This window comes from Anabaena sp. 4-3 (genome assembly GCF_001597745.1).
GTDB lineage: Bacteria > Cyanobacteriota > Cyanobacteriia > Cyanobacteriales > Nostocaceae > Trichormus.
The window spans coordinates 19354-41864 of the sequence record NZ_LUHJ01000029.1; the positions used below are offsets into that span (position 1 = coordinate 19354).

A 22511-nucleotide genomic window follows, 5' to 3' on the forward strand; every position below is an offset into this window, starting at 1 on the left:
CAAAACTTTTGATTTTTTATGTAGATGTTTTCCCAACAGGTATCCTTGCTACTGCTTTATATTGAGCTTGTTGTTGATGATGTAAAAAATTTAGTAATTCATGACGTAGGTCATGATAAAGGGGATGGTCTACAATATCTGATAAAATTCGAGAACGACCAAAGGGTACATCTAAAATTTGACCAATGGTAGCAGCCGGGCCATTGTTCAACATTACCACGCGATCAGAAAGTAACAAGGCTTCATCTACATCATGAGTCACCATAATAGTTGTAATATGAGCCAGATTACAAATATCCATTAATTCCGTTTGTAAAGATTTGCGGGTGAGGGCATCTAAAGCCCCAAAAGGTTCATCTAACAGCAACAGTTTCGGTTTAATTGCTAAAGCACGGGCGAGGGCTACTCTTTGCTTCATGCCTCCAGAAAGTTGTCCTGGTTTTTTGTGGGCTGCATCTTTTAAACCAACCATTTCTAAGTGAGTAGCGATGATGCGATCGCGTTCAGCTTTAGGCTTATGAGATAATACCTTATCCACAGCTAAAGCCACATTATCCCAAGCACTTAACCAAGGTAAAAGCGAATAGTTTTGAAATACCATCATCCGTTCTACCCCTGGACGTTTGACTCTTGTAGCATCTACTTCTACATAACCCCCAGAAGGCTTTTCCATCCCGGCGATAATATTCAGTAAAGTAGATTTACCACAACCGGAATGACCAATTAAAGAAATAAAATCCCCTTGCCGAATTTCTAAATTGATATCTTGAAGAATGATGTTTTTCTCACCATTTGGCGCAGGATATTCTTTATTGATGCCATGAATTTGGACAAAGTTATCCATTGGAAAAATTCTCCTATATTTTAGCCAACTGATGTTGGTGTTATTTTAACTGTAAATTATTGCTGTACCACAACTATTCTTGTGGTGTAAATTTAAAAGCTAGATAAGACATAATTTTGTCTAGACTCAGACCCACAAAGCCTAGATATATAATCGCCAATATAATCTCACTAATATTAGAATTATTGTAAGCATCCACAATGAAAAAGCCTAGTCCATCATCAGATAGTAACATCTCTGCCGCTACAACCGCTAACCAAGAAAGACCAAGCGCAATTCTTAAACCTGTAAAAATATATGGCAATGTTGCAGGTATGAGGATTTTGTAAAAGTTTTCTAAAAATGATAGTTCTAAGATTTTGGCAACATTGATATAATCTTTGGGTATCATTTTCACACCCAAAGCCGTATTAATAATAATCGGCCAAATCGCAGTAATAGTAATCACGAAGATAGCTGAGGGATTAGGTTTGAGAAATATAGCCTGTGCTAAAGGTAGCCACGCCAAAGGTGCAACAGGACGTAAAAACTGGATGATGGGGTCTATAGCGTCTTTTAAAAATTTATTTAGGCTAATCAAAAAACCTATGGGAATGCCAATCACCACAGCTATCAAATAACCAAATATCACTCGTTTGAGGCTAGCAAGAATCAACCAAAAAAAACCTTTATTCAAGCCACCATAATTAAAAAATGGATTAATAATTAATTCCCAAGTGTTGCTCACTACTGCCAACGGAGAAGGTAAAGATGTATTAGGAGTAAGGCTGATTAGATACCAAAATATTAAAATGCTAGCAATACCACATAAAGGTGCAAAAGTTCGCTGGAAAATTCCCCAAAATAATTGCTTGATTTTTCGATGTTGCACCAGTAGTCTGTTAGAGTTAACTACCATATAGTTGAATAACCTCGAATTGCACTATCAATTAAAATTAACAACTATCTTGGCAAGTTTTACGGACAACAGCAACACTATGTAAATATGCAGTGTCTACTGTAAAAATAATTCTCGAATCCCTGTACTACCAATCTCTACAGCCAAAGCTGCCAACAGAAAACCTAAAAGCTGAGTGACAATCACCCCACCTTCCACGCCAATCAAACTATCAATTTTATTTGCCAAGCGCAAAATCAACCAAGTCACAAACATCGCCCCCACAACCCCCAACACTACAGCCAGATGGGGACTGTGGGATTTGGACATTAACAACATCACTGTCGTGATTGTACCCGGCCCTGCCAGCAATGGCAAAGCCAAAGGTGTAATCGAGACATCCCGCCCTTGTGCGGTAATTGGTGTATTCAGTTCTCCCCGCAGCATTTGCAAGGCGATTAACAGCAATAACAGCCCGCCAGCTACGCGCAACGAACCCATGCTAATTTCTAAATAAGTCAAAATATATTGTCCAGCAAAGGCAAATGTTAGCAGAACTGCGATCGCTACAATCACCGCCTTATCAATTACCTTATTTCTGTCTTCTGCTTCCATACCCTTAGTTAAAGCTAAAACCACTGGTACATTGCCTATGGCATCTGCTAAGACAAACACTGCAATAAAAGTTTGGATAAAAATACGAGTATCTATCATCGCGCCAGTTAATCAAGGTTTGATCACAAGCTAACTTGAGTATAGGAGATTGGGGATTGGGGATTGGGGATTGGGAATATAAAAGTTCTCCCTTGTCTCCCTCATCCCCCTCATCCCCCTCATCCCCCTGCCCCCCTTGCCCCCTTGCCCCCTTTGTCGGATATTGAAGTAACGGTATATTTGAGTATCTATCTCACACAACTACACTGTTTTTTAAGTCTATGAAGTCTTATTTAGCCGCCGCTATTCAAATGACAAGTTTGCCAAATTTACAAAAGAATTTGGTACAAGCCGAAGAATTAATTGATTTAGCTGTGCGCCAGGGTGCGGAATTGGTGGGTTTGCCAGAAAATTTCTCGTTTATGGGGGAAGAAAAGGATAAACTGGCACAAGCAGAAGCGATCGCCCATGAAAGTGAAATCTTTATTAAGAAAATGGCGCAACGCTACCAAATTACCCTTCTAGGCGGTAGCTTTCCTGTACCCGTAGGCGATACAGGCAAGGTCTATAATAGGACAATTCTAGTTGATCCCAATGGCGAAGAACTAGCCCGCTACAACAAAGTACACTTGTTTGATGTCAACGTTCCTGACGGTAACACTTACCGTGAATCTAGTACCGTTGTCGCCGGTGAGCAATTACCCCCCGTGCATTTCTCGGAAAATTTTGGCAATATCGGGGTGTCTATTTGCTATGATGTCCGCTTCCCTGAACTCTATCGCCATCTATCAACTAAGGGTGTAGATATCATTTTTGTACCTGCTGCCTTTACTGCGTTTACAGGTAAAGACCATTGGCAAGTATTATTACAAGCTAGAGCCATTGAAAATACTGCCTATGTAATTGCCCCCGCACAAACAGGTAATAATTATGGTCGTCGTCTCACCCACGGACACGCAGTCATCATTGACCCTTGGGGGACAATTTTAGCTGATGCAGGTGATAAACCAGGAGTGGCGATCGCAGAAATTAATCCCTCACGTCTAGAACAAGTCCGTCGTCAGATGCCTTCTCTACAGCATCGCGTCTTTTAGTTAAGGTAGGGGAGTAGGGGAGTAGGGGAGATGAGGAAGCAGGGGAGGCAGGGGGAGCGGAGGAAGCGGAGGAAGAAAAACTTTTACCCAGTCCCCAATACCTTCCAGTCCCCAATTACGACTCTCCCGACTCAGCACTAGGCTTTTGTGGTGTAATTCCATGCAGTTTAATAAAACTATCAAAGGAATACCAAGCCAACACATACCAGGGAATAATTTCCAACTGCAAACCTTTAATTATTAACTGTCTCACCGCTAAAATACTCAGTCCCAAGGGAAAGAGAAAGCGAATATCAACCACGCCATCAGTTGCTTGTTTGACTTGTTTATTCCAATCTACAACTGCACTGGCTACAGTCGTTGCAGCTTCAGTATTACCTGCTGTAGTTTCTGCAAAAATTATCCCTAAATCTTCTAGTGTTGCCAGCACATCTTTTAAGCTTTCATCTGTCCCATCATGTTTAATCACAATACTGCCATGATGAATATTAGTCCTGACTGCTTGAATAGTAGGTTGGGCTGCTAGTGCATTAGCAATGTGTTGCATGATTTCAGGCTGACGGTGAGCATGGGCAATTCTCAACCTTAGTCTACCTGGGGTATCACTGATAATTTTTGTAGATATAGATATTGGTTGGGATGGTGTTTTAAAGTTAATTTTTTGGGTTAATTTAGGCATTGTGGTCAGATTGCCGTGGTTATTTGTTAACATCAAACCATCCTCCGAATTTAAGCTTTTTGATTGTTTATTTAATTAATTTATGAACGCAGATGCACGCGGATATAGCTTGCTTCTCTTTCCCTACGGGACGCTCTGCGAACAGAGACGCTACGCGAACCCGTAGGGTACGCGGATGAATCTGTATGATATCTGGTGGCAATTTGCTCTAAATTTGCAGATTTTAAAAGCAAATGGACGAATGTGTAGAGACGTTGCCTGCAACGTCTCTAGATTTGTCAGATAATTTCAACAGTATAAGTAATTGATAATAGGAAAAACCAATTACCAATTACCCATGACTAATTTACACAGCATTATCAGCAGTATCGATGGTGGTGCTGCTAGCTTCAAAGGCTGGTGTTTCTTTAGCTTCTGCTATTTCCGCCTTGGCTTCTGCAACGATATCTTCCCAAGTTTCTCCGAGTTCGGCAAAAGCACCTTTGCTTTTTTCGTAGGCAACAATTCCACCTTTGATGATTGACTTGGCTATGGGTTTCCCAATTCCCGCTACTACAGGTAGAAGAACGGGAGCTAGCAGCACAGCACCAATCCCAGCGATTACACCAGGCGCGCCAGCTTCTTCTACAAAGTCAGTAATTCTAGGTGCCATAATTAATTCCTCCGGTAATTTGAATCTGAAAAATTGTACTTATTAAAGCTTTCTAGCCTAATCTTGCTAGATTCGCTATCTCATCTCCCTGATGGTAGAGCTTTTTTCGCTGAATGTTTGAGAATTGGACGTAAGCCGTTGACTCCAGCCACGATGGTAGAGCCGTTGTTGACTACGGTTGCTGCTAAGGGGTTCAAACCAAACAACGTTGCTACCATTAATGCCGCTAAGTTAGGAAGAGCCACAATACTGGTGTTTTGTCGAATTAAATGCTTGGCTTGACGCGCGATCGCGATCGCCTCTAATATCCCATGCAAGTCATTCTCCATTAACACCACATCTGCTGTTTCGCGGGCGATTTCTGAACCGTGGGCGAAGGATATGGAAACATCGGCGTAGGCTAAAGCTGGGGAATCGTTGATTCCATCCCCGACAAATGCAACTGTCTTACCTTGTTCGTGCAGTTGACGGACTACGGTTGCTTTCTGTTCTGGAAAAGCTTCTGCGTGGGTATGGCTGGGCGCAATTCCCAATTCAGTCGCTACAGCTTGCGCGGTTCGCTTGTTATCCCCAGTCAGCATATGCACCTCCACGCCGTCTACTGTCATGAGTTGGGAGATGACTTCCCGGCTCTCTGGGCGGAGAATATCACTATACTTTATTCTACCTTGAAGTTGTCCGTTAATGGCAACATAAATTACCGAGGTGGCTTTACTACCGTTGCCGTTAAGCGGCTCCATGTTAATCTCTTGCTGACGTAAAAATCTTTCGCTCCCTACATAAACCGTTTCGCCATCAATTTCGGCTTTGACACCTAAACCGAGTTGATAATCCCACTTGCTACGGCTGGGAATGGCGACTTTTTGCGCTTCTGCGTAACGAATCACCGCCTCGGCTACTGGATGTGTTAAACGCTGTTCGGCGGCGGCGGCTATGGCTAAAATGCGATCGCTCCCTATCTCTGGGTGATAACTCTCTACCGCAATTACCGATACTTCCCCTTGGGTGAGTGTGCCGGTTTTATCAAATACTACTGTATCAACTTCTGCTAGTTGTTCTAAGGCGCGACCGCTACGGATGAGAATTCCTTGACGGGCTGCATAGCTGAGTGCGGCTAACACAGTTGTAGGGATTGAGACTCTAATCCCGGTGGCAAAATCCAGACTCAACACGCTGGCTGCTCGTGCTGGGTTCCGTGTCAGTGCAAATACGGCTGTCCCTAGTAACAAAGTTGGTAAAACAGCTTTTTCTGCAAATTTGATGGCGTAGTTTTCCATGCGGGTATCATGGACAGGCGCATCTGCCATTAATTTTATACTCTGTCCGGCGCGGGTGTCGTTGCCTACCCGTTCCGCCAGGATGTAAATTCGTCCTTCCCGTACTAAGGTAGAAGCAAACACCGCTTGTCCTTTGGTTTTCAAAATCGGCACAGATTCACCTGTCAGTTTTTGTTCATCTAGGAGTGCCTTACCTTTGATGATGCTGCCATCTATGGGTACTTGTTCCCCTGGATAAACTATCACTGTGTCCCCTGGTTTGACTTGTTGGATGGGGATTTGCACTTTTTCCCCATCCCGTTCTACCCACACAAATTGTCCTAGGGAATTTAATAAATCTAGGGTTTGCATTTTGGAAGCGCGCGCCGTGCGATCGCGGATATTTTCCCCAATCTCAATTAAACTTAACATCAAGGCGGGGGTGAGAAACTGCCCTTGAACTGTGGTAATGGCGATCGCAATAAAATCTAAAAAGTCGATAGTCAGTTTACGTTGAGTCACAATTCCTGCCAATGCTCTCTGCACTACAGGTAATGTGGCTAAGGCAATAGTACCCGTCGTCAACATCGGGGGAATCGATACTCCCAACCCACCCAGCACTGCTAAACCAGTGGCTAACATGGAAAGTTGCAATCCGGGCCTGGATTTTTCTGCCTCATCGGCTGTGGCTAATGAATGCTTAGTGTTGAGTGGTAAGATGTCGAGATCACTAGCAGCCACAATCAGACAAGCCAGGCGCGATCGCATTTTTGCATCCGTAATTGTACTTACTTTATAAGTAACAACTAAAGAAGCCGCCGCCGGTTTAATTCTGACATTTGTCATCAGGGTATCAGCTTCTAGTAAAGCTAAAAGACGCTGTGCATAGTCAGCGTCGTAGCGCAACCGAGGCACACGCCACCGCAACCTCCCCGGAACTGCATGGACAATACTATAGGTAACAGGAGGAATCTGCTTGGTAGTAGTTGCAGTCACTTTGCCAAGTTGTTTTTCGTCTGTCTGATAAGCAGCTATGGAAGTTACAGACGCTTCCTCATTTTGTACTTCTACCACTTCTAAAGATTGAGGAGCAACGGGTGACGCTAGTTGAACGGTGGTTTTTGCCATTGATTAATCCCTGAAACGATGAATAAACTTGTGTAAAGCCGTAGTTTTTTCCGTAAAAAAACAAAATAAGTACCCCTAGGCCCAAAAAATTTTGCCCTTTCACTATCAGCACTCTCCCCTATCTGAAGAGATCAGATAACTGAATGCAGATTTGTTTTTTTTATTAATTGATGTCAGCCTCAGCAGTGATCCCCGCCAGTTGAATCAGATGCGTAAGATACGGGACTGCTGCTGTATACACCCTTGGCATTTGTTGGTGAGAATTGCGGAACATTTGAGGTTGATAGGTAATGATAACTGATGCGGCATCTCGATTAACTCGTTCACTTTTAACTACTGGATCTGCTTGTAATACAGCCTCTAAACGTTCAACATAAGCTGGATCTGATGCGATTTGCGGTACATGAAACCGCACTCGTCCGGGAATAGCATGAACGATGTTACAGGCTACTGTCGTAGGTGGTTCAATTGTTAAGGGGTGAAGACTAGGCTGAGGCGGAAAATCTGCAATCTCTGGTTTGACTTCTGCATAATCAGCTGCTTGCAGTAAATTAGCCAGATGCGATCGCATTGCCAAATCAGACTTTAACCCTAGCTTGTAGCTAATCACAACTGATCCCGTCTCTGCATTAACTTCTTGAGTGATGATCCCAGTTTCCTGTTTTAGCAACTTGAGGAGTCGTTGCAGGTAGTTTGAATCTTCACTAATCCTGGGTACGCAGAAAGTCACCTGTCCCGGTAGGGCAACAGTAATACTATAAGTTACTGGGGTGGGATGTGTAAAATTTTCGGGTTTAGGTCGGGGAACAGAGTCTGATGATGATGCAGAATCTTCCATCTTGATTCCTCCAGTATTCCTGAGTCGGGAAATAATTACAACGGTAAGTTCGCCATAATGGCTAGAGAATAAGACAGTGCTGGAGCCTTCATATCAGCCCACCAACTAGAGATATATATAGTTTTGCCATCCGATGCAGATATTGTTGCATCTGTTGACTGAGTTAGTTGATTCTCTATTTCCGGTTCAGATATAGATACTGTTGTTGACGGTGTTGGTTTTGCTGTGGTACTGACGGCAACTGTAGGTTTAGTTGTTTCCCAAGCCGATTCCATCAGACTTACCCAATGGGATACAGCTATTTCTGTGCTTGGCTTGTAGGTAATCGCCACAGATGCAGCATCAACATTAATTCGCACGCTTTTGACTAAACTATCGGTTTGCAATACCCTTTCTAGCCGCATTGCATAGGCGCGATCGCTCGCTATCATTGGAACGTGAAACCGAATCCTTCCCGGTATCTGATGTATCACACTATAGGTCACTTTGGCTGACCACTTGATTGTCTCGCTATGTTTTTTAACAATAGAAGTTTGATTTTCTGGATTTGCAGATTGATGCTCGGCATCTGCACTCTTACCGCTTGCTAATCCATCAAGGCGCGGTTTGAGATAATCTATCACCCTGCGAGTAGCATCGGCGGTCATCATATAGACAGGAATCGAGGCTAATCCACTAATTCCCAATCTACTGGTAACAGCTAACCCTGTCATCAAGGGAATAAAAGATATTGTCTGCTCTTTCCAAAAATCTACCGATTTCCAAGCAGCAAACGGATCAGACAACGGCCTATTTTGGGATGTTGGAATATTTAATCTTTGCAACACTCCCAACATCTGTGACAGTGAGATTTGCTGCTGATCAAAGCTAACTACTATAGTGCCTGTTTGCTCATTTGTAGTCACTTCTTTCACGCCTGGATATTGGCCTAAGTATTGGGTGATACTCTGGACGTTGGAGCTAAAACTACCATCAGTCGCTTTAATACGTATGCGCCCATTGGTTGCGTGTACAACTTGCATACTCGTAGCAGAGAGTTCTAATTGTGGCTGTATTACCACTCTACTGCTATTTGTATTCACTTTTATTGCATCGTAGTGACGCTGGGTCAAGGTTAAGTCAGAAAACCTTGGTAGGTCAGGACTTAACCTTGCGCGACTAATCATAGTTTGTGCCATTTATTTCGATAGCTACACCCGAATGGAGGTTAACAATAGGTTAAGTATACATCGAAAAATCTTGTTGGGTATCATTCTTAAGAAGAATTTTTGATTATGTAGTGTGGAATACAATTTTTTGATATTCTGGCTCAGTGATCATGTCAGCAGGTTTTTCTACACGGTCAATAAAGAGTACACCATTTAAATGATCAAATTCGTGTTGAAATATACGAGCCACAAAATCAGTTAGTTCTTGCTGTTGTAATTGGCCATAACGGTCGGTATATTCAACTGCGATCGCTTGATATCTGGGAACTAATCCTCTGATACCAGGAACACTCAGACAACCTTCCCAGTCTTTCACAACCTCAGACGAATGAGCCACTATCCTAGGATTGATCATTGCCGTTGGTTCCATTGTTGGGGCGTGGGGATATCTGAGATTAGGACGGGAAGCCACAATAAATAAACAATCAGACTGTGCCACTTGCGGCGCAGCAATTCCCACACCATGAGCCTGAATAGCCGTAGCAATTAAATCATCAATCAGTTTTTGCATAGCGGGATCATGAACATTCTCCACCGGCGCAGCTTGGCGGCGTAATGTAGGATTCCCGACTTGAATAATAGACGGTAAGTTGGTCATTTGTAACTCTCCTGAATGGGTTGTAGGGGAAGCGGCGGAAGCGGAGAAGAAGAACTTTTACCAATGACTAATGACTAATGACTAATAACTAATAACTAATGATTAACCTTCTCGATCTACTGGTAAAGGTGCTGGACGGACAGCAACTTGCCTTGTCTGTCCATTGCGTTCAACTTCAACGGGTAGAAGTCTACCGATTTGGCTATCTTCTACTAGCTTTTGGACTTGTTCAACTGTGGTAACAGGTTGATTATTAATACTTTTAATTACGTCCCCAGGTCTGAGTCCGGCAATAGCGGCGGGAGAGCGCGGTACAATCCTGACTAATAAGACACCTTGCTCGGCTGTAATATTGATGCGATCGCCAAATCTATCATTAATTCTGTCTTTAACTTCTGGTGTCAGTGTCACCATCTGAATTCCCAAATAAGGATGATCAACCCTACCCTGAGTAATTAATTCCTGAGCAATTTTCTGTACAGTATTAATCGGGATGGCAAATCCTAAACCTTGCGCCCCTTGGATAATCGCTGTATTCATCCCAATCACCTGAGCATTAGCATTTAATAAAGGGCCGCCAGAATTACCAGGGTTAATCGCCGCATCTGTTTGGATATAATCAACACGCTTATCACTAGCACCAATATCACTACTAGAGCGACCTGTCGCGCTGAGAATTCCAGAAGTGACCGTATTATTTAAACCGAGTGGATTACCAATAGCAATTACCGCTTCCCCTGGTTGTAAAGTCTCAGAGTTGCCTAAAGATATAGTCGGTAAATTATTAGCATCAATTTCAATCACAGCTACATCTGTCACCGGATCTTCACCCAAGACTTTACCATCAAAAGTTCTGCCATCTTTGAGGGTGACTGTCACCTTATCCGCACCGTCTACTACGTGAGCATTCGTTAAAATCTGACCAGAGGAACTAATAATAAAGCCTGAACCGCTACCTCTTTCTACCCGTTGTCTAGGCTGGCTGGGAACAGCCTCACCAAAAAACCGCCGGAAAAAGGGATCACTAAATTCATTCGGTACACGAGCAGTCACAGTTCTCGCCGAATCAATTCGCACCACAGCCCCGCCCACCCTCTGCACTACTCGCACCACAAAATTGGGATCTCCAGAGGCGGAAATAATTGCTGGCGGTGCAACTACCGTACTGGTATCATTTGTGTTTTGGGCTGTCGTCTGAGACTCGACTGGATTTGTTGGCGTTTGTAAAGACTTAGTGGGTAAAACACCGCAACCGCCCAAGGAAACCACAGCTACCCCACTCAGTAACATCAACCTCATCCTCTTAACTCCCCCTTGGTGAAACCAACTCTCAAGAGGAAGATTTTTTAATTTACTGTTATCCTGTGTGTTCTTCATGTGTCTTTACTTCTCCGTGTTACTCAGGTAATGCTAGGATCTTGCCTACCGGGTATGTCCCAAACTGATTACAACTTAAAACTGGTTCCTGGTCTAGAGCATCTCAAGCAAATTTGATGCTTGCCCATATCTTTATTGTGACGATTAGCAGCGCAGGTGGTAAATGATGGAAATGCCCATTGACAGTTTATGGAGTCAGGTATTAGAGCGTTTACAGATAGAATTATCCCGTCCCACCTTTGAAACGTGGATTAAAACAGCTAGCGCGGAACAGTTAGATAATAACTGTTTGGTGATTATCACACCTAACCCTTTTGCTCGCAATTGGTTACAAAAGTATTACATTAAAACTATTGCTAATGTTGTGCAAGATATTTTAGGATATCCTGTAGAAATTGCTATTAAAGTTGCTCAGGGTGATACAGTTGGTGAGTTTGAAGAATCAGCCATTGCTTGGGAAAAACCACATCCAAATATTCCCTTGGAAACTATTAATAAAAAGAAGCAAATAACTACAGAATTAAACTCTAAGTATACATTTTCTCGATTTGTGGTCGGTGCAAATAATCGTATGGCTCACGCCGCATCCTTAGCTGTGGCGGAGTATCCAGGGCGAGAGTTTAATCCTTTATTTTTATGTGGTGGTGTCGGTTTAGGTAAAACTCACCTGATGCAAGCTATTGGACATTATCGCTTAGAAATTTGTCCTGATTCTAAGATATTTTATGTTTCTACAGAACAGTTTACCAACGATTTAATTACAGCTATTCGTAATGATAGTATGCAGAGTTTCCGAGAACATTATCGGGCTGCTGATGTTTTATTAGTAGATGACATTCAGTTTATTGAAGGCAAGGAATATACTCAAGAAGAATTTTTCCATACTTTTAATACGTTACATGAAGCTGGTAAGCAAGTGGTGATTGCTTCTGACCGTCCCCCAAACCAGATACCGCGATTACAAGAACGTCTTTGTTCGCGGTTTTCTATGGGGTTAATTGCTGATATTCAGTCGCCCGATTTAGAGACAAGAATGGCTATTTTACAAAAAAAATCTGAGTATGAAAATATCAGGTTGCCCCGTGATGTGATTGAGTATATTGCCGCTAAATACACTTCTAATATTCGGGAATTAGAAGGAGCTTTAACCAGAGCCTTAGCTTACATTGCGATTTGGGGTTTACAAATGACTGTAGAAAATATTACCCCAGTCTTAGAAACCCCAACGGAGAAAATAGCCGCCACACCGGAGGCGATTTTCAAGGTGATAGCTGAACATTTTCATGTTGCCATAGAAGACCTCAAAGGTAACTCCCGACGCAGGGAAATTAGCTGGACGCGTCAAATTGGGATGTATTTGATGCGGCAACACACAGATTTGAGTTTACCGCGAATTGGTGAAGAATTTGGTGGGAAAGACCATACAACTGTATTATATAGTTGTGAAAAAATTACTCAACTACAAAAGAAAGACCACACCCTAGCTACAACTTTACGACAACTGAGCGATCGCATCAACATGACCAGCCGTTCTCATCAATCATCTTGATAACAAATTCCGGTTTTCCACAATTAGTCTTTGTCTCACTTTCCCAGCATCAATTAAAATATTAAGTAATGTATAAAAACAGTTTAAATTTTCCTCTACTCTGTGGAAAAATAGGGCTTTCTTTGTGGAAAACTTGATGTTTCCGTGGAAAACTAGATTAAGTATAATTACCCTGTGGAAAACTCCCTAGTATTTTCCACAAGTTTTCCACAGATAGTCATTAGTCATTAGTCATTAGTTTTTCTCCCCCTGCTCCCCTGCTCCCCTTGCTCCTTCATCTCCCCAATCCCCAGTCCCCACGTCAGATGCTAGTATAATTAATTCACCAGCTGAATCGGACAATGAAATTAGTTTGCGCCCAAAGCGACCTCAGTACCAATCTTTCCCTTGTTAGTCGTGCAGTACCTTCACGGCCAACTCACCCCGTACTTGCCAATGTGCTACTACAAGCAGATGCTCAAACTAACCAAGTAAGCTTAACAGCCTTTGATCTCAGCTTGGGTATTCGCACCAGCTTTAATGCGGAAGTTGGACAAGGGGGAGCGATCGCACTTCCTGCTAAATTACTTGTAGATATTACCTCCCGTCTCCCAGAAGGAGAAATCACCCTCGATGACGAAGTAACGGATAACACCGCCACAGGTGAGGGTTTAGTCGTTACCCTCACCCCCAAAACTGGACAATATCAGTTACGTGCTATGGGTGCGGAAGACTTTCCCGAATTACCTTTAATTGAAAACACCAAAGCCATTCATATCACCACCACAGCATTAATTGAAGGCTTGCGGGGTTCTTTATTTGCTACCAGTGGGGATGAAACAAAGCAAGTCCTCACCGGAGTTCATCTTACCGTTAAACAAGACACATTAGAATTTGCTGCTACTGATGGACACCGCCTAGCAGTCGTAGAAACTACTAATGAACGTCCTTTAGAAGAAGATGAACAACAACTAGAGGTGACAGTACCAGCTAGAGCATTACGCGAACTAGAACGGATGTTAGCTCATAACGCTGCCGCCGATGAACCTATAGCCCTATATTTAGATCAAGGTCAAGTAGTGTTTGCATGGGGTAATCAACGTCTGACTAGCCGCACCTTAGAAGGTCAATACCCAGCTTATAGACAACTGATTCCCCGGCAATTTGAACGACAAGTAACAATAGAACGGCGACAATTTTTAAGTACATTAGAGCGAATAGCCGTCTTAGCTGATCAGAAAAATAATATTGTGAAACTCTCTATTGATAGTGACGCGCAACAACTTACCTTATCTTGTGAAGCGCAAGAAATGGGTAGCGGTAGAGAGTCGATGTCTGCTCAAATTTCTGGGACAAATATCAACATAGCCTTTAACGTCAAGTATTTAATGGAAGGCTTGAAAGCTTTGCCATCCACAGAAATTCAAATGCACCTAAATCAAGAACTAACTCCCGTGATTTTTACACCCCTGGGTGGTTTAAAAATGACTTATTTAGCTATGCCAGTGCAATTGAGAAGTTAAAAAAACTACGAGTTACGCAAGTGTCAGATTACAGATGTCTTGTAGGGTGCGTCAGAGTGTTTAAATACTGTCAATAAACGTATTTTTCATATCTGACGCACCCTACTAATATGCCAGCTACGTAAACCAATTCTCTATGAAGTTGCACGAAATCAATGATGTAGAGCCATGATGGCATAGATACCCGACTTCTCAAAGAAGTCGGGTATCTGAGTATTACTTTAAACCGACATCATATCACAAGACTATTGAGCATCTTTGTGATAGTTCAGGTGTTGGATCGGAATTTCAATGCAAAATTCTGTACCTACTCCTAACTCAGACTCACATTTAAACACACCGCCATGTTTATCTACTACAATCCCATAACTAATTGATAAGCCTAAGCCTGTACCCTTACCTACTGGCTTAGTAGTAAAAAATGGATCGCATATTCTCGTTCTCACATTTTCTGGTATGCCTGGGCCATTATCCGCAATGCGAATGACTACGCTTTTAATTTTGCCCTCTAACTCACCAATACTACTACGAATAGTAATCTGACTGTTATGAGGTTGTGATGGGGATTTTCTATAATCTTCTAAAGCGTCAATGGCATTACTTAACACATTCATAAACACCTGATTCATCTGCCCGGCATAGCACTCTACCAAGGGAATGTCACCATATTCTTTGATGACTTGAATAGCAGGACTTTCTGGTTTTGCTTTGACGCGATGCTGCAAAATCAACAAGGTACTGTCTATACCTTCGTGAATATTCACAGCTTTCATTTCGGCTTCATCTAGGCGTGAAAAGTTCCGTAAAGACATGACAATTTGACGGATGCGCTCTACCCCAATTTGCATAGAAGATAAAGTCTTGGGGAAATCTTCAGATAAAAACTCTAAATCAATCCTGTCTGCTAAATCGAGAATTTCCGCCGTTCCGTCAGGGAATTGCTGTTGATAAAGCTCCACCAAACTCAGCAAATCTGTAGCATACTCGTTCACATGACAGAGATTGCCATAAATAAAGTTGACTGGGTTATTAATTTCGTGGGCTACACCTGCTACTAATTGCCCCAAGGAAGACATTTTTTCTGTTTGAATCAGTTGGGTTTGGGTTTGTTGTAAATGTTGCAGTGCTTGAGTTAATTTTTCGGCTTGCTGCTGTGTTTGGCTGAGGAGTTCCGCTTGTTGTAGTGCTACTCCTAGTTGGGCTGCTATTTGAGTTAAGAAGTTAACTTCTGAGGGTTTCCAATGTCGCGGGCCAGAATGTTGATAAACTGCTAATAAACCCCAAAGTTTCTGTCCAAACAAGATGGGAGCTAAAATAAACGCATGAATTTGATATTCTTCTAAATTATCGAGATGACACTGAGTAAAGCCCATTTTATAGATGTCATCTACTGCAAATGTTTCATTGTAACGGTAGCGTCCACCTTCTGTCTCTTGTAAGTAAGTGTCATTCCAAACTAGATTAACACCTAATTTGGATTCATTAGACCAATGGGGACTAGCAGCTTCAAAATCACCCACAAATTCGCCACCCCATTCTGCATTGAAGCGATATACAGAAACTCGATCTGCTTTAATCAGTTGGCAAACTTCTTTAGTCGTTGTTTTAAATATAGTTTCAGTATCCAGAGACTCACGAATTTTGGTAATAACACCAAAAACTGCCTGTTGTTGTTCTGTTGTATGTTTTAATTCTAGAGTGCGTTTTTGCACTTGTTTTTCTAAATTTTCATTGAAGGCTTGTACTTGTTGGTACAGTTCATACTGCTGAATAGCTGAGGCAAAATGTTTACCCAGTTCTGTAGCTAGTTCAATTTCTGCAATTGTCCATTCTTGGGCTTGCGCTTTCTTAGACTCACGCCACAATTCAAATGATAGCCGGGGGTATAATTGTCTTTGGTCTGGATCATGCTGACCTGCCCAGAGAGTTTCTGTGTCTATTTCATTGCGGAAAATACTTAAATACCCCAGCAACTGTTGACGATATGCCAACGGAATCATCAAAATACTACGAATTTTCGTTGGTTGGAAAACAGGTTGTAAGGTTCGTAAAGCGGGAATTTGATAAAGGTCGGAAATTGCCCAAACATCATACTCATGGGATTGGTAGTGTACCTGCCAGACACTATACTGCTCGATGAGGGGATAGATAGTTGGTTCTGGAATGACTGGTTGCTGTCCATAGGTATAAAGTCGGATATCATCGCTACCCGGTATTAAACATTCTGCTAAACTCTTGTGATGACTGTTGTGTAGATCAAGTTTTTGGTTTCTCAGACACAACCGACCACCAACACCATCAAAAGCCTTAACTGCTGCTTCTAAAGCTGGTTGTAAGACGATTGTGGGTAATGAGTGCAGTAGGGTAGCGATACGGTTAATCACAGCTTCCCTTTGGGCTGTTGCACGGGCTTGGGTGAGCAGGTTACTTTGGGCGATCGCCACCGATAATTGATCTACAATCATCTGCATGGCTTCTAACTCTTGTTCTGAAATATCACGGGCTTGAGAGTGATGGGATACCAACAACCCCCAGAGTGTATCTTGATAAATAATCGGCGCAACTACTGAAGATTTCACCCCCATTGCTTTCAAATATTCCAGGTGACACCCATCTACAGGACGATAACAAAGTTCTTCTGATATCTGTTCTCCTGTTTCTAAGTTGTGTAGGGGACTCTGGCCAATTTGTCCCGATTCCACATTGACTACAGAACGTATTTTGGATTTAATAAATAGTTCTCTGGCGTGGGGGGGAATGTCATCAGCCGGAAAATTTAAACCCAGCAGTGAAGGAAGACGATTTTCATAAATCGATTCTGCAATTACCTTACCGCTTCCATCAGCATGGAATTTATAAATCATCACTCGCTCAGTTCCCAATAAAGCACGTACCTCCGCCGTTGTCGCTGTGATGATATCTTCCAACTCTAAAGATTGACGTATACGAGTTGTGATCCGGCGTAGTACGCTTTCTTGATCAAGACTAACCTGCAAATTGGGTTGAGCGATGGGGGACATTGCTTTGAGTTAAATGAATTTCAGAACTATTACTAAAATTTCTGATATTTAAACATATTCTTATTTTTATTAAATCACATTGTCCTCAGTAAAACTACGGCGATTATTTTCCCCGGCTTTTATATTTCTTTACATTTCTTTATTAAAATAAATGTAGAGTTTTTGTGATGACGATTGGTCAATTTTCGTCAAAATTTAATCATCAAAAAAAGACGCAATATTATTGATTGCGTCTAACATCATATCAAAAAAGTTTTGAGCGTAGCCTTGAGATTTAATTTACCCGCTTATCCACTTCAAACCAAATTAAACTCTCACATTATCAGCAAAGCGGATTTTTAGATAGTCTTCTTCCATCTTTGCACCTGCGGGTTGGAGTGCAGCCAGGGCTTGCGGTAATACGAGATTCCGGCGATGGTTGCCGATAGTAATATTTAATTCGTCCGCACTTTTGCTGAGTTGAATTTGATTTTTAGGAATACCCGGCAAGTACAATTCTAAACTGTATTGATTGTCTTCTTGCACTACTCTGACAGTAGTTTCTTTGTAATATACTTGAGTCGGGTCTTCATCTTTGTAGAGTGTTTCTTTTAAACGCTCTAACGCTGCTAAACCACACATTTCTTCAGAAAATAGTGGTACTTCCTTCACAGGTAGAGGATGAAAGTTTTCGTGGATTTCTTGACGATATTCTTCTTGATTTTGTTTCCAACGTTGGAAAAATGGATCTTCCACTTCTCGCGGAATAATTCGATTTGCCACTACTAAATCTGTGGCAACATTATATAAACTTAAATAAGCATGAGCGCGTAAGGATTCTTTAATCACCATTTTCTCTGGATTGGTGACTAAACGAACTGAAGTCTGAGTGTTATCTGTTAACACTTTTTCCAAAGCTTCAATTTGTTCATAAAATTCATAAGGCGCATCCATCACTTCTTTATCTGGCAAGGAAAACCCAGCAATGGGTTTAAAAATCGGTTCAACCAGAGGGCGAAGTGCGACGGAGATGTTTTGAAATGGTTTGTAAAAACGCCGCATATACCAGCCACCAACTTCTGGTAAACTTAAAAGCCTTAATGCTGTACCAGTGGGTGCAGAGTCAATAATCAAAACATCATATTCGCCTTCATCATAATGGCGTTTCATTCTTACTAAGCCAAAAATTTCATCCATCCCTGGTAAGATGGCTAATTCTTCTGCTTGTACTCCCTCTAAACCCCTAGCTTGTAAAACTTGGGTGATGTAACGCTTCACAGCACCCCAGTTTCCTTCTAGTTCTTGCAGTGCATCGAGTTCTGCACCCCATAAATTAGGGCGAACTTGTCGCGGTGCGTGTCCTAATTCTAAATCAAAACTGTCTGCTAATGAGTGGGCAGGGTCTGTACTCAAAACCAGTGTACGATATCCTAATTCCGCACAACGGAGTCCAGTTGCAGCAGCAACTGAGGTTTTACCCACGCCGCCTTTTCCTGTCATTAAAATTACTCGCATGGATGATTATGCCCTGCCTGAGATTTGTTTACATTTATTTACGCTATCTCTATTATCGATGGTTTATGGGGAATGGGGAATGGGGCATCAATCAATTCAAAATTCTCTCATTCAAAATTGAATAACTTTTTCTTCCCCTGTTTCCTCCGCTTCCTCTCCATTCTCTACTCCCTGGTTCCTTGTAATAGTTGATCTAGTTTGGTTTCGATTTCTGAGAGTTTGTTAAGAATTGTTGGGCGATCGCCATCTCCAGATAGCAACAGGTTATATATCCCTTCTTGTACTTTTGTGAGTTTTTCGATGGCTTTTTGCAGTTGGAGCATTCCTTCTCGCAGTTCTTGGCGTTCCTCTCTTGCGTCGGCTATTTCGTCTAGCATGGCTTGGACTGTTTTGGCGTTAGCTTCTATTAGTTGTTTGAGTTCTTTATCTGCCATTGCGATCGCTCTTTTGGTTTGAGTATGTTATTTGTGGGTGAGGTAGGGGAGGTTTTTAAACGCAGAGGTACGCGGAGGTAAACGCGGAGGTACGCGGAGGGTTTACTGTGGTTTTATGGGCATTATATGTTGTTTTAAGACATCTAGTTTTGAACAATGCCAGTAATCAATGTGTGAAATAATTAGGTTATCTGGGTTCAGTTTTAGTTCACTCCAGCCTGAAATGGCTATGCGCGGTTTCCACGGTAGGGGTGTGTTCCAACTGAGTGTCCATTCTGTTTTGATTGTGTTTCCGATGTTTTGAATGTTATGTAAGTCCATCCGGCAGTTGATAAACCATGTTTGGATGAATTTGATCATTTGTTTATAGCGTTCAACTCCGCGAAAATTATTAAGCGGATCTTGAAAGTAAACGTCATCAGCGTAAATGCTATAGGTTTGATTATCTGGAAATCTTTGATAATCTGCTTTTAGTATGGCGATGATATCCATTTAGTTATACTTCGTTCCATAGGCGTTCTAGTTGTTTTTGCCATGCGGCTAAAACTTCTTCTCTGGCTTCTGCTGTTTGGTTAATTTCTCCTAACAATCCTTCGGCGTAGAATCTTTCTAGGCTTTGCATTGTGGTTTGTAGAGATTGTCCTTGTTGTTTGGCTGCTTGGACAATTTGTCTGATGCGGTTTTCTACTAGGCGATTGAAGACTTCGTTTAAACCCGCTTCTTGTAAAGATATCAGACGGGCGATCGCACTACTTAAGTCGGCACTCACTAAACTACTGCTATTATGTTGATACACTCCCCAAATCACGCCGTCGTACAAAGCGTAACGTACTTCTTGGGTGTCATCAAAGTTGGCTTCTAAAAACTGTGTTAAAAATGGTTGGGCTTCTGTCGCTGGCATAATTGGCAGTAATACTCGCAGCCAAGTTTGATCTTCTGACAGCAGTACCAATAGTCTAAATGTCGCTGTGTCTATTTGCCACGAGCCGGGTGCAATGGCTTGTAAATTGTCTGCACCAAATAAGTCTGTTAAAGTCCCCGCAATTTCTTCCGGTGTCATAGTCTTAATTGCACTTTACACTCTAGCCTAGCGTTTTTAGTGTGGCGTTGCTGAGTGATCTAGGCAGATAACTTAATTTGTTGTTTTTGATGACTTTGTTGTAAATTATACATTTTATTAAATAGATGCCAGCAATATTCTTCTGGTAGTCCGCAGGTAATAGCACCTCTGAGAACCACGTTAAAATACCAGTCATTCGGTGCTGCTTCTTCTTTTAATTTATTGACGGCTACATAAGTACGCACATTTTTATATACTTGCTCTTGGCAGTGAATATCTACTAATTCGTGGCGGTATAATCCTTGGGCGACACCTTCACGTTGATCTAAATATTCGCTCAGTCGCCAGGGTAGCTCATATAGTACACCGTTAACGCTAGTTTGCGGATCTGGTACTACATCTAAAACGCCGCATTTACGCGCGGGAGAAATTAGATAAAATCCTAGCCGATAACCTTTTAAAACTCCAGGGCTAATTACGTAAGGGTGCGTGTTTTCTCCGAGCGATCGCTTCAAATCTACAGGACACATACAAGAGCCAAAGGCAAAATAGTAGAATGTCGGCTCTTTTTGTAGCTTTTGTTGCAATTCTAACTCTGACTTTGCAGGATTATGGGATTGCACCCAGATGTGGTGTTGATGTCCGCTTTGATGACTCATCTATCCCTAGACGTATGCACTACTAGCGAAATTTTACTATACAATTTTCCTAAATACAACTATATCCCGATAGGTAAACTGTAGTTTATAGTTGGAAAAAAATTTCTGCATTTAAAATGAGATTGGTTTGTAGTAAGGACTTTAGTCCTGAGAAAATAAGGACTAAAGTCCTTACTACGAACTGAACGTCTTTATCGAGCAGTGCTAATGAGTTGATTCCAAGCTTCAACTATTGTCTGTAAATTCTGCGGTAAACTGTTTTGTGAAATATCGTTGTACTCCACTGTACCCTGACGGCTAGTTAGAGTATGACTAATATAATCAGCAGCACCCCTAGATGCTGGGTAACGGAGATTATTGAAATTAGCAAATCTATAGCGTTGTAATAATTGCTGAAAGCGTGCGACATTTGGGCGAGAAATTCGGCGCACACTACGCTCAGAATCATTAGCATCACCAACACGCACCCGAATTAACAGCCCATCATTACGTAATATTGTTTCGTAAGTTCTACCCGCAAAGCCACCACTAGAAATATCCCGAAATACTACACTTTGATCTAAAGGTGGTGGTAATTCATTGGCAGGAATACGTACTGGTTTAATATCCCTATCCCCAATAGTACCACCATCTTGACTCAGCTTAATTCGAGAACCGTTTTCATCTGTCAAAAATACCCAAGTTTGATTACCAGCAGCTACATTGACTTGCCAACCAGAAACTACAATTTGATCGCAAGCGTTAGGAAAGGTAATATTATCGCAACCATCAGCCCAATCTGTGCGTTTAAAGTCTACAATTCTCAGACTTCTCATTGGTAATCTCGATACTTTTCTAGCTTCTTTTAAAACGGCATTTCTTACCCTTCGAGGCAATTGGCTATTATTAATCGTGCTAGCTTTTTCATTCAACCTAATTACTGAACCTGTGTCATTGGTGTGATAAACCCATCTTTGCTGACGATAGTTAACTGTAACTCGCCAACCGGGAACTAATGCTTGAGTACAGAGTTCTTCAGGTTTTTGCAGGTTTAAACAACCATTGCGCCAAGTCTGTTGACTATAGTCAGAAATTTCCAGGTTTCTGCGAGGAATTCCGGCGCGACGAGAGACATCTTGCAGTACCGCGTTAGCTACACTCTGAGGTAAGCGATTTGATTTTTTATTACCTTTGACAAGTTGATTTGGTGTCTGTGCCGAATAGTCAGGAGATAAGGCAGTAGCATTTTCGCTGAAGATAAAACCACTACTAACAGACAAAATACCAGTCAAAATTGCAGCAGTAATAATTCTAGCTTGTTGAGGGTGGCGATAAATTGACAGCATAATTTTTCAGATAACAATCTGATGTAAATTGATAAAATCTATAGCTATTTAATGGTAACAAAATATGGTTTTGTCCCCAATGTAAGCTAGGTGTGTTGATTTTTTATCTGTCTTTTGAAGCAGATGTGAAAATAGACGTTGATTTACCGTTTGTTTGTTCCGAAAGTATTGGTATATAAATTGTGTAGGTTGGTAGGAGCAGGTTTAAGGAGTAAATCTGTAGGTAGATTAACTGATTAATAAAACCGCCCGTACAGCAGTAG

20 protein-coding genes are annotated in these 22511 nt (G+C 41.9%); 3 read left to right on the top strand and 17 right to left on the bottom strand.

Annotated features, from left to right (window positions below; all coding sequences use genetic code 11):
* Positions 1 to 16: 16 nt before the first annotated feature.
* The 3 genes from A3775_RS08845 to A3775_RS08855 all read right to left on the bottom strand — a co-directional run bounded on the left by A3775_RS08845 (position 17) and on the right by A3775_RS08855 (position 2432).
* Positions 17 to 844 (bottom strand): ABC transporter ATP-binding protein, encoded by an 828-nt coding sequence (locus tag A3775_RS08845; RefSeq protein ID WP_066424587.1) that lies wholly within the window; start codon positions 842 to 844, stop codon positions 17 to 19.
* A 73-nt stretch (positions 845 to 917) separates the two neighbouring features.
* On the bottom strand, positions 918 to 1742 hold the full coding sequence (gene ntrB / locus A3775_RS08850) for a nitrate ABC transporter permease (RefSeq protein ID WP_066382324.1): 825 nt from the start codon (positions 1740 to 1742) through the stop codon (positions 918 to 920).
* Positions 1743 to 1838: 96 nt separating this feature from the next.
* A complete protein-coding gene (locus tag A3775_RS08855) occupies positions 1839 to 2432 on the bottom strand; it encodes a MarC family protein (RefSeq protein ID WP_066382403.1) in 594 nt (197 codons plus the stop codon).
* A gap of 224 nt (positions 2433 to 2656) precedes the next feature.
* Between A3775_RS08855 and A3775_RS08860 the strand changes: the two genes are divergently transcribed.
* A complete protein-coding gene (locus A3775_RS08860; protein ID WP_066382323.1) occupies positions 2657 to 3469 on the top strand; it encodes a carbon-nitrogen hydrolase family protein in 813 nt (270 codons plus the stop codon).
* Positions 3470 to 3584: 115 nt separating this feature from the next.
* Here A3775_RS08860 and A3775_RS08865 read toward each other — a convergent pair whose 3' ends face one another.
* From A3775_RS08865 to A3775_RS08895, 7 genes are all read right to left on the bottom strand, one after another.
* On the bottom strand, positions 3585 to 4181 hold the full coding sequence (locus A3775_RS08865; RefSeq protein ID WP_066382322.1) for an HMA2 domain-containing protein: 597 nt from the start codon (positions 4179 to 4181) through the stop codon (positions 3585 to 3587).
* Between the two features lie 313 nt (positions 4182 to 4494).
* Positions 4495 to 4800 (bottom strand): DUF5132 domain-containing protein, encoded by a 306-nt coding sequence (locus tag A3775_RS08870; RefSeq protein ID WP_066382320.1) that lies wholly within the window; start codon positions 4798 to 4800, stop codon positions 4495 to 4497.
* Between the two features lie 80 nt (positions 4801 to 4880).
* Entirely contained in the window at positions 4881 to 7184 is a 2304-nt protein-coding gene (locus A3775_RS08875) for a heavy metal translocating P-type ATPase (protein WP_156481582.1), read from the bottom strand.
* A 163-nt stretch (positions 7185 to 7347) separates the two neighbouring features.
* Positions 7348 to 8022, bottom strand: coding sequence for a hypothetical protein (locus A3775_RS08880; protein ID WP_066424589.1), 675 nt, complete (start codon positions 8020 to 8022; stop codon positions 7348 to 7350).
* A gap of 35 nt (positions 8023 to 8057) precedes the next feature.
* Positions 8058 to 9200 carry an HMA2 domain-containing protein gene (locus A3775_RS08885; protein WP_066424591.1) on the bottom strand — a complete coding sequence of 381 codons (1143 nt, stop codon included), beginning with the start codon at positions 9198 to 9200 and terminating at the stop codon, positions 8058 to 8060.
* A gap of 94 nt (positions 9201 to 9294) precedes the next feature.
* Positions 9295 to 9828 carry a peptide deformylase gene (gene def / locus A3775_RS08890; protein WP_066382314.1) on the bottom strand — a complete coding sequence of 178 codons (534 nt, stop codon included), beginning with the start codon at positions 9826 to 9828 and terminating at the stop codon, positions 9295 to 9297.
* Between the two features lie 102 nt (positions 9829 to 9930).
* Positions 9931 to 11205 (bottom strand): HhoA/HhoB/HtrA family serine endopeptidase, encoded by a 1275-nt coding sequence (locus tag A3775_RS08895; RefSeq protein WP_066382313.1) that lies wholly within the window; start codon positions 11203 to 11205, stop codon positions 9931 to 9933.
* Positions 11206 to 11371: 166 nt separating this feature from the next.
* Here A3775_RS08895 and dnaA point away from each other — a divergent pair, with 166 nt between their 5' ends.
* Positions 11372 to 12754: a chromosomal replication initiator protein DnaA gene (gene dnaA / locus A3775_RS08900; RefSeq protein WP_066424593.1), complete on the top strand. Its 1383-nt coding sequence runs from the start codon at positions 11372 to 11374 to the stop codon at positions 12752 to 12754.
* 341 nt (positions 12755 to 13095) lie between these two features.
* The gene (dnaN, locus tag A3775_RS08905) at positions 13096 to 14256 is read left to right on the top strand and encodes a DNA polymerase III subunit beta (RefSeq protein ID WP_066382311.1); all 1161 of its coding nucleotides are present in this window, start codon (positions 13096 to 13098) and stop codon (positions 14254 to 14256) included.
* A gap of 245 nt (positions 14257 to 14501) precedes the next feature.
* Here the strand turns inward: dnaN and A3775_RS08910 are convergent, their stop codons facing one another.
* The 7 genes from A3775_RS08910 to A3775_RS08940 all read right to left on the bottom strand — a co-directional run bounded on the left by A3775_RS08910 (position 14502) and on the right by A3775_RS08940 (position 22248).
* The gene (locus tag A3775_RS08910; protein WP_066424594.1) at positions 14502 to 17276 is read right to left on the bottom strand and encodes a GAF domain-containing protein; all 2775 of its coding nucleotides are present in this window, start codon (positions 17274 to 17276) and stop codon (positions 14502 to 14504) included.
* A 306-nt stretch (positions 17277 to 17582) separates the two neighbouring features.
* The gene (locus A3775_RS08915) at positions 17583 to 18770 is read right to left on the bottom strand and encodes a TRC40/GET3/ArsA family transport-energizing ATPase (RefSeq protein WP_066382308.1); all 1188 of its coding nucleotides are present in this window, start codon (positions 18768 to 18770) and stop codon (positions 17583 to 17585) included.
* Between the two features lie 164 nt (positions 18771 to 18934).
* A complete protein-coding gene (locus A3775_RS08920; RefSeq protein WP_066382306.1) occupies positions 18935 to 19204 on the bottom strand; it encodes a hypothetical protein in 270 nt (89 codons plus the stop codon).
* A 102-nt stretch (positions 19205 to 19306) separates the two neighbouring features.
* Positions 19307 to 19696, bottom strand: coding sequence for a DUF2358 domain-containing protein (locus A3775_RS08925; RefSeq protein ID WP_066424595.1), 390 nt, complete (start codon positions 19694 to 19696; stop codon positions 19307 to 19309).
* Positions 19697 to 19700: 4 nt separating this feature from the next.
* On the bottom strand, positions 19701 to 20264 hold the full coding sequence (locus A3775_RS08930; protein WP_066424596.1) for a leucine zipper domain-containing protein: 564 nt from the start codon (positions 20262 to 20264) through the stop codon (positions 19701 to 19703).
* Between the two features lie 59 nt (positions 20265 to 20323).
* The gene (locus tag A3775_RS08935; RefSeq protein ID WP_066424598.1) at positions 20324 to 20923 is read right to left on the bottom strand and encodes a gamma-glutamylcyclotransferase; all 600 of its coding nucleotides are present in this window, start codon (positions 20921 to 20923) and stop codon (positions 20324 to 20326) included.
* A gap of 191 nt (positions 20924 to 21114) precedes the next feature.
* Positions 21115 to 22248, bottom strand: a complete 1134-nt coding sequence (locus tag A3775_RS08940) for a hypothetical protein (protein WP_066424600.1) — start codon at positions 22246 to 22248, stop codon at positions 21115 to 21117.
* Between the last annotated feature and the right edge of the window lie 263 nt (positions 22249 to 22511).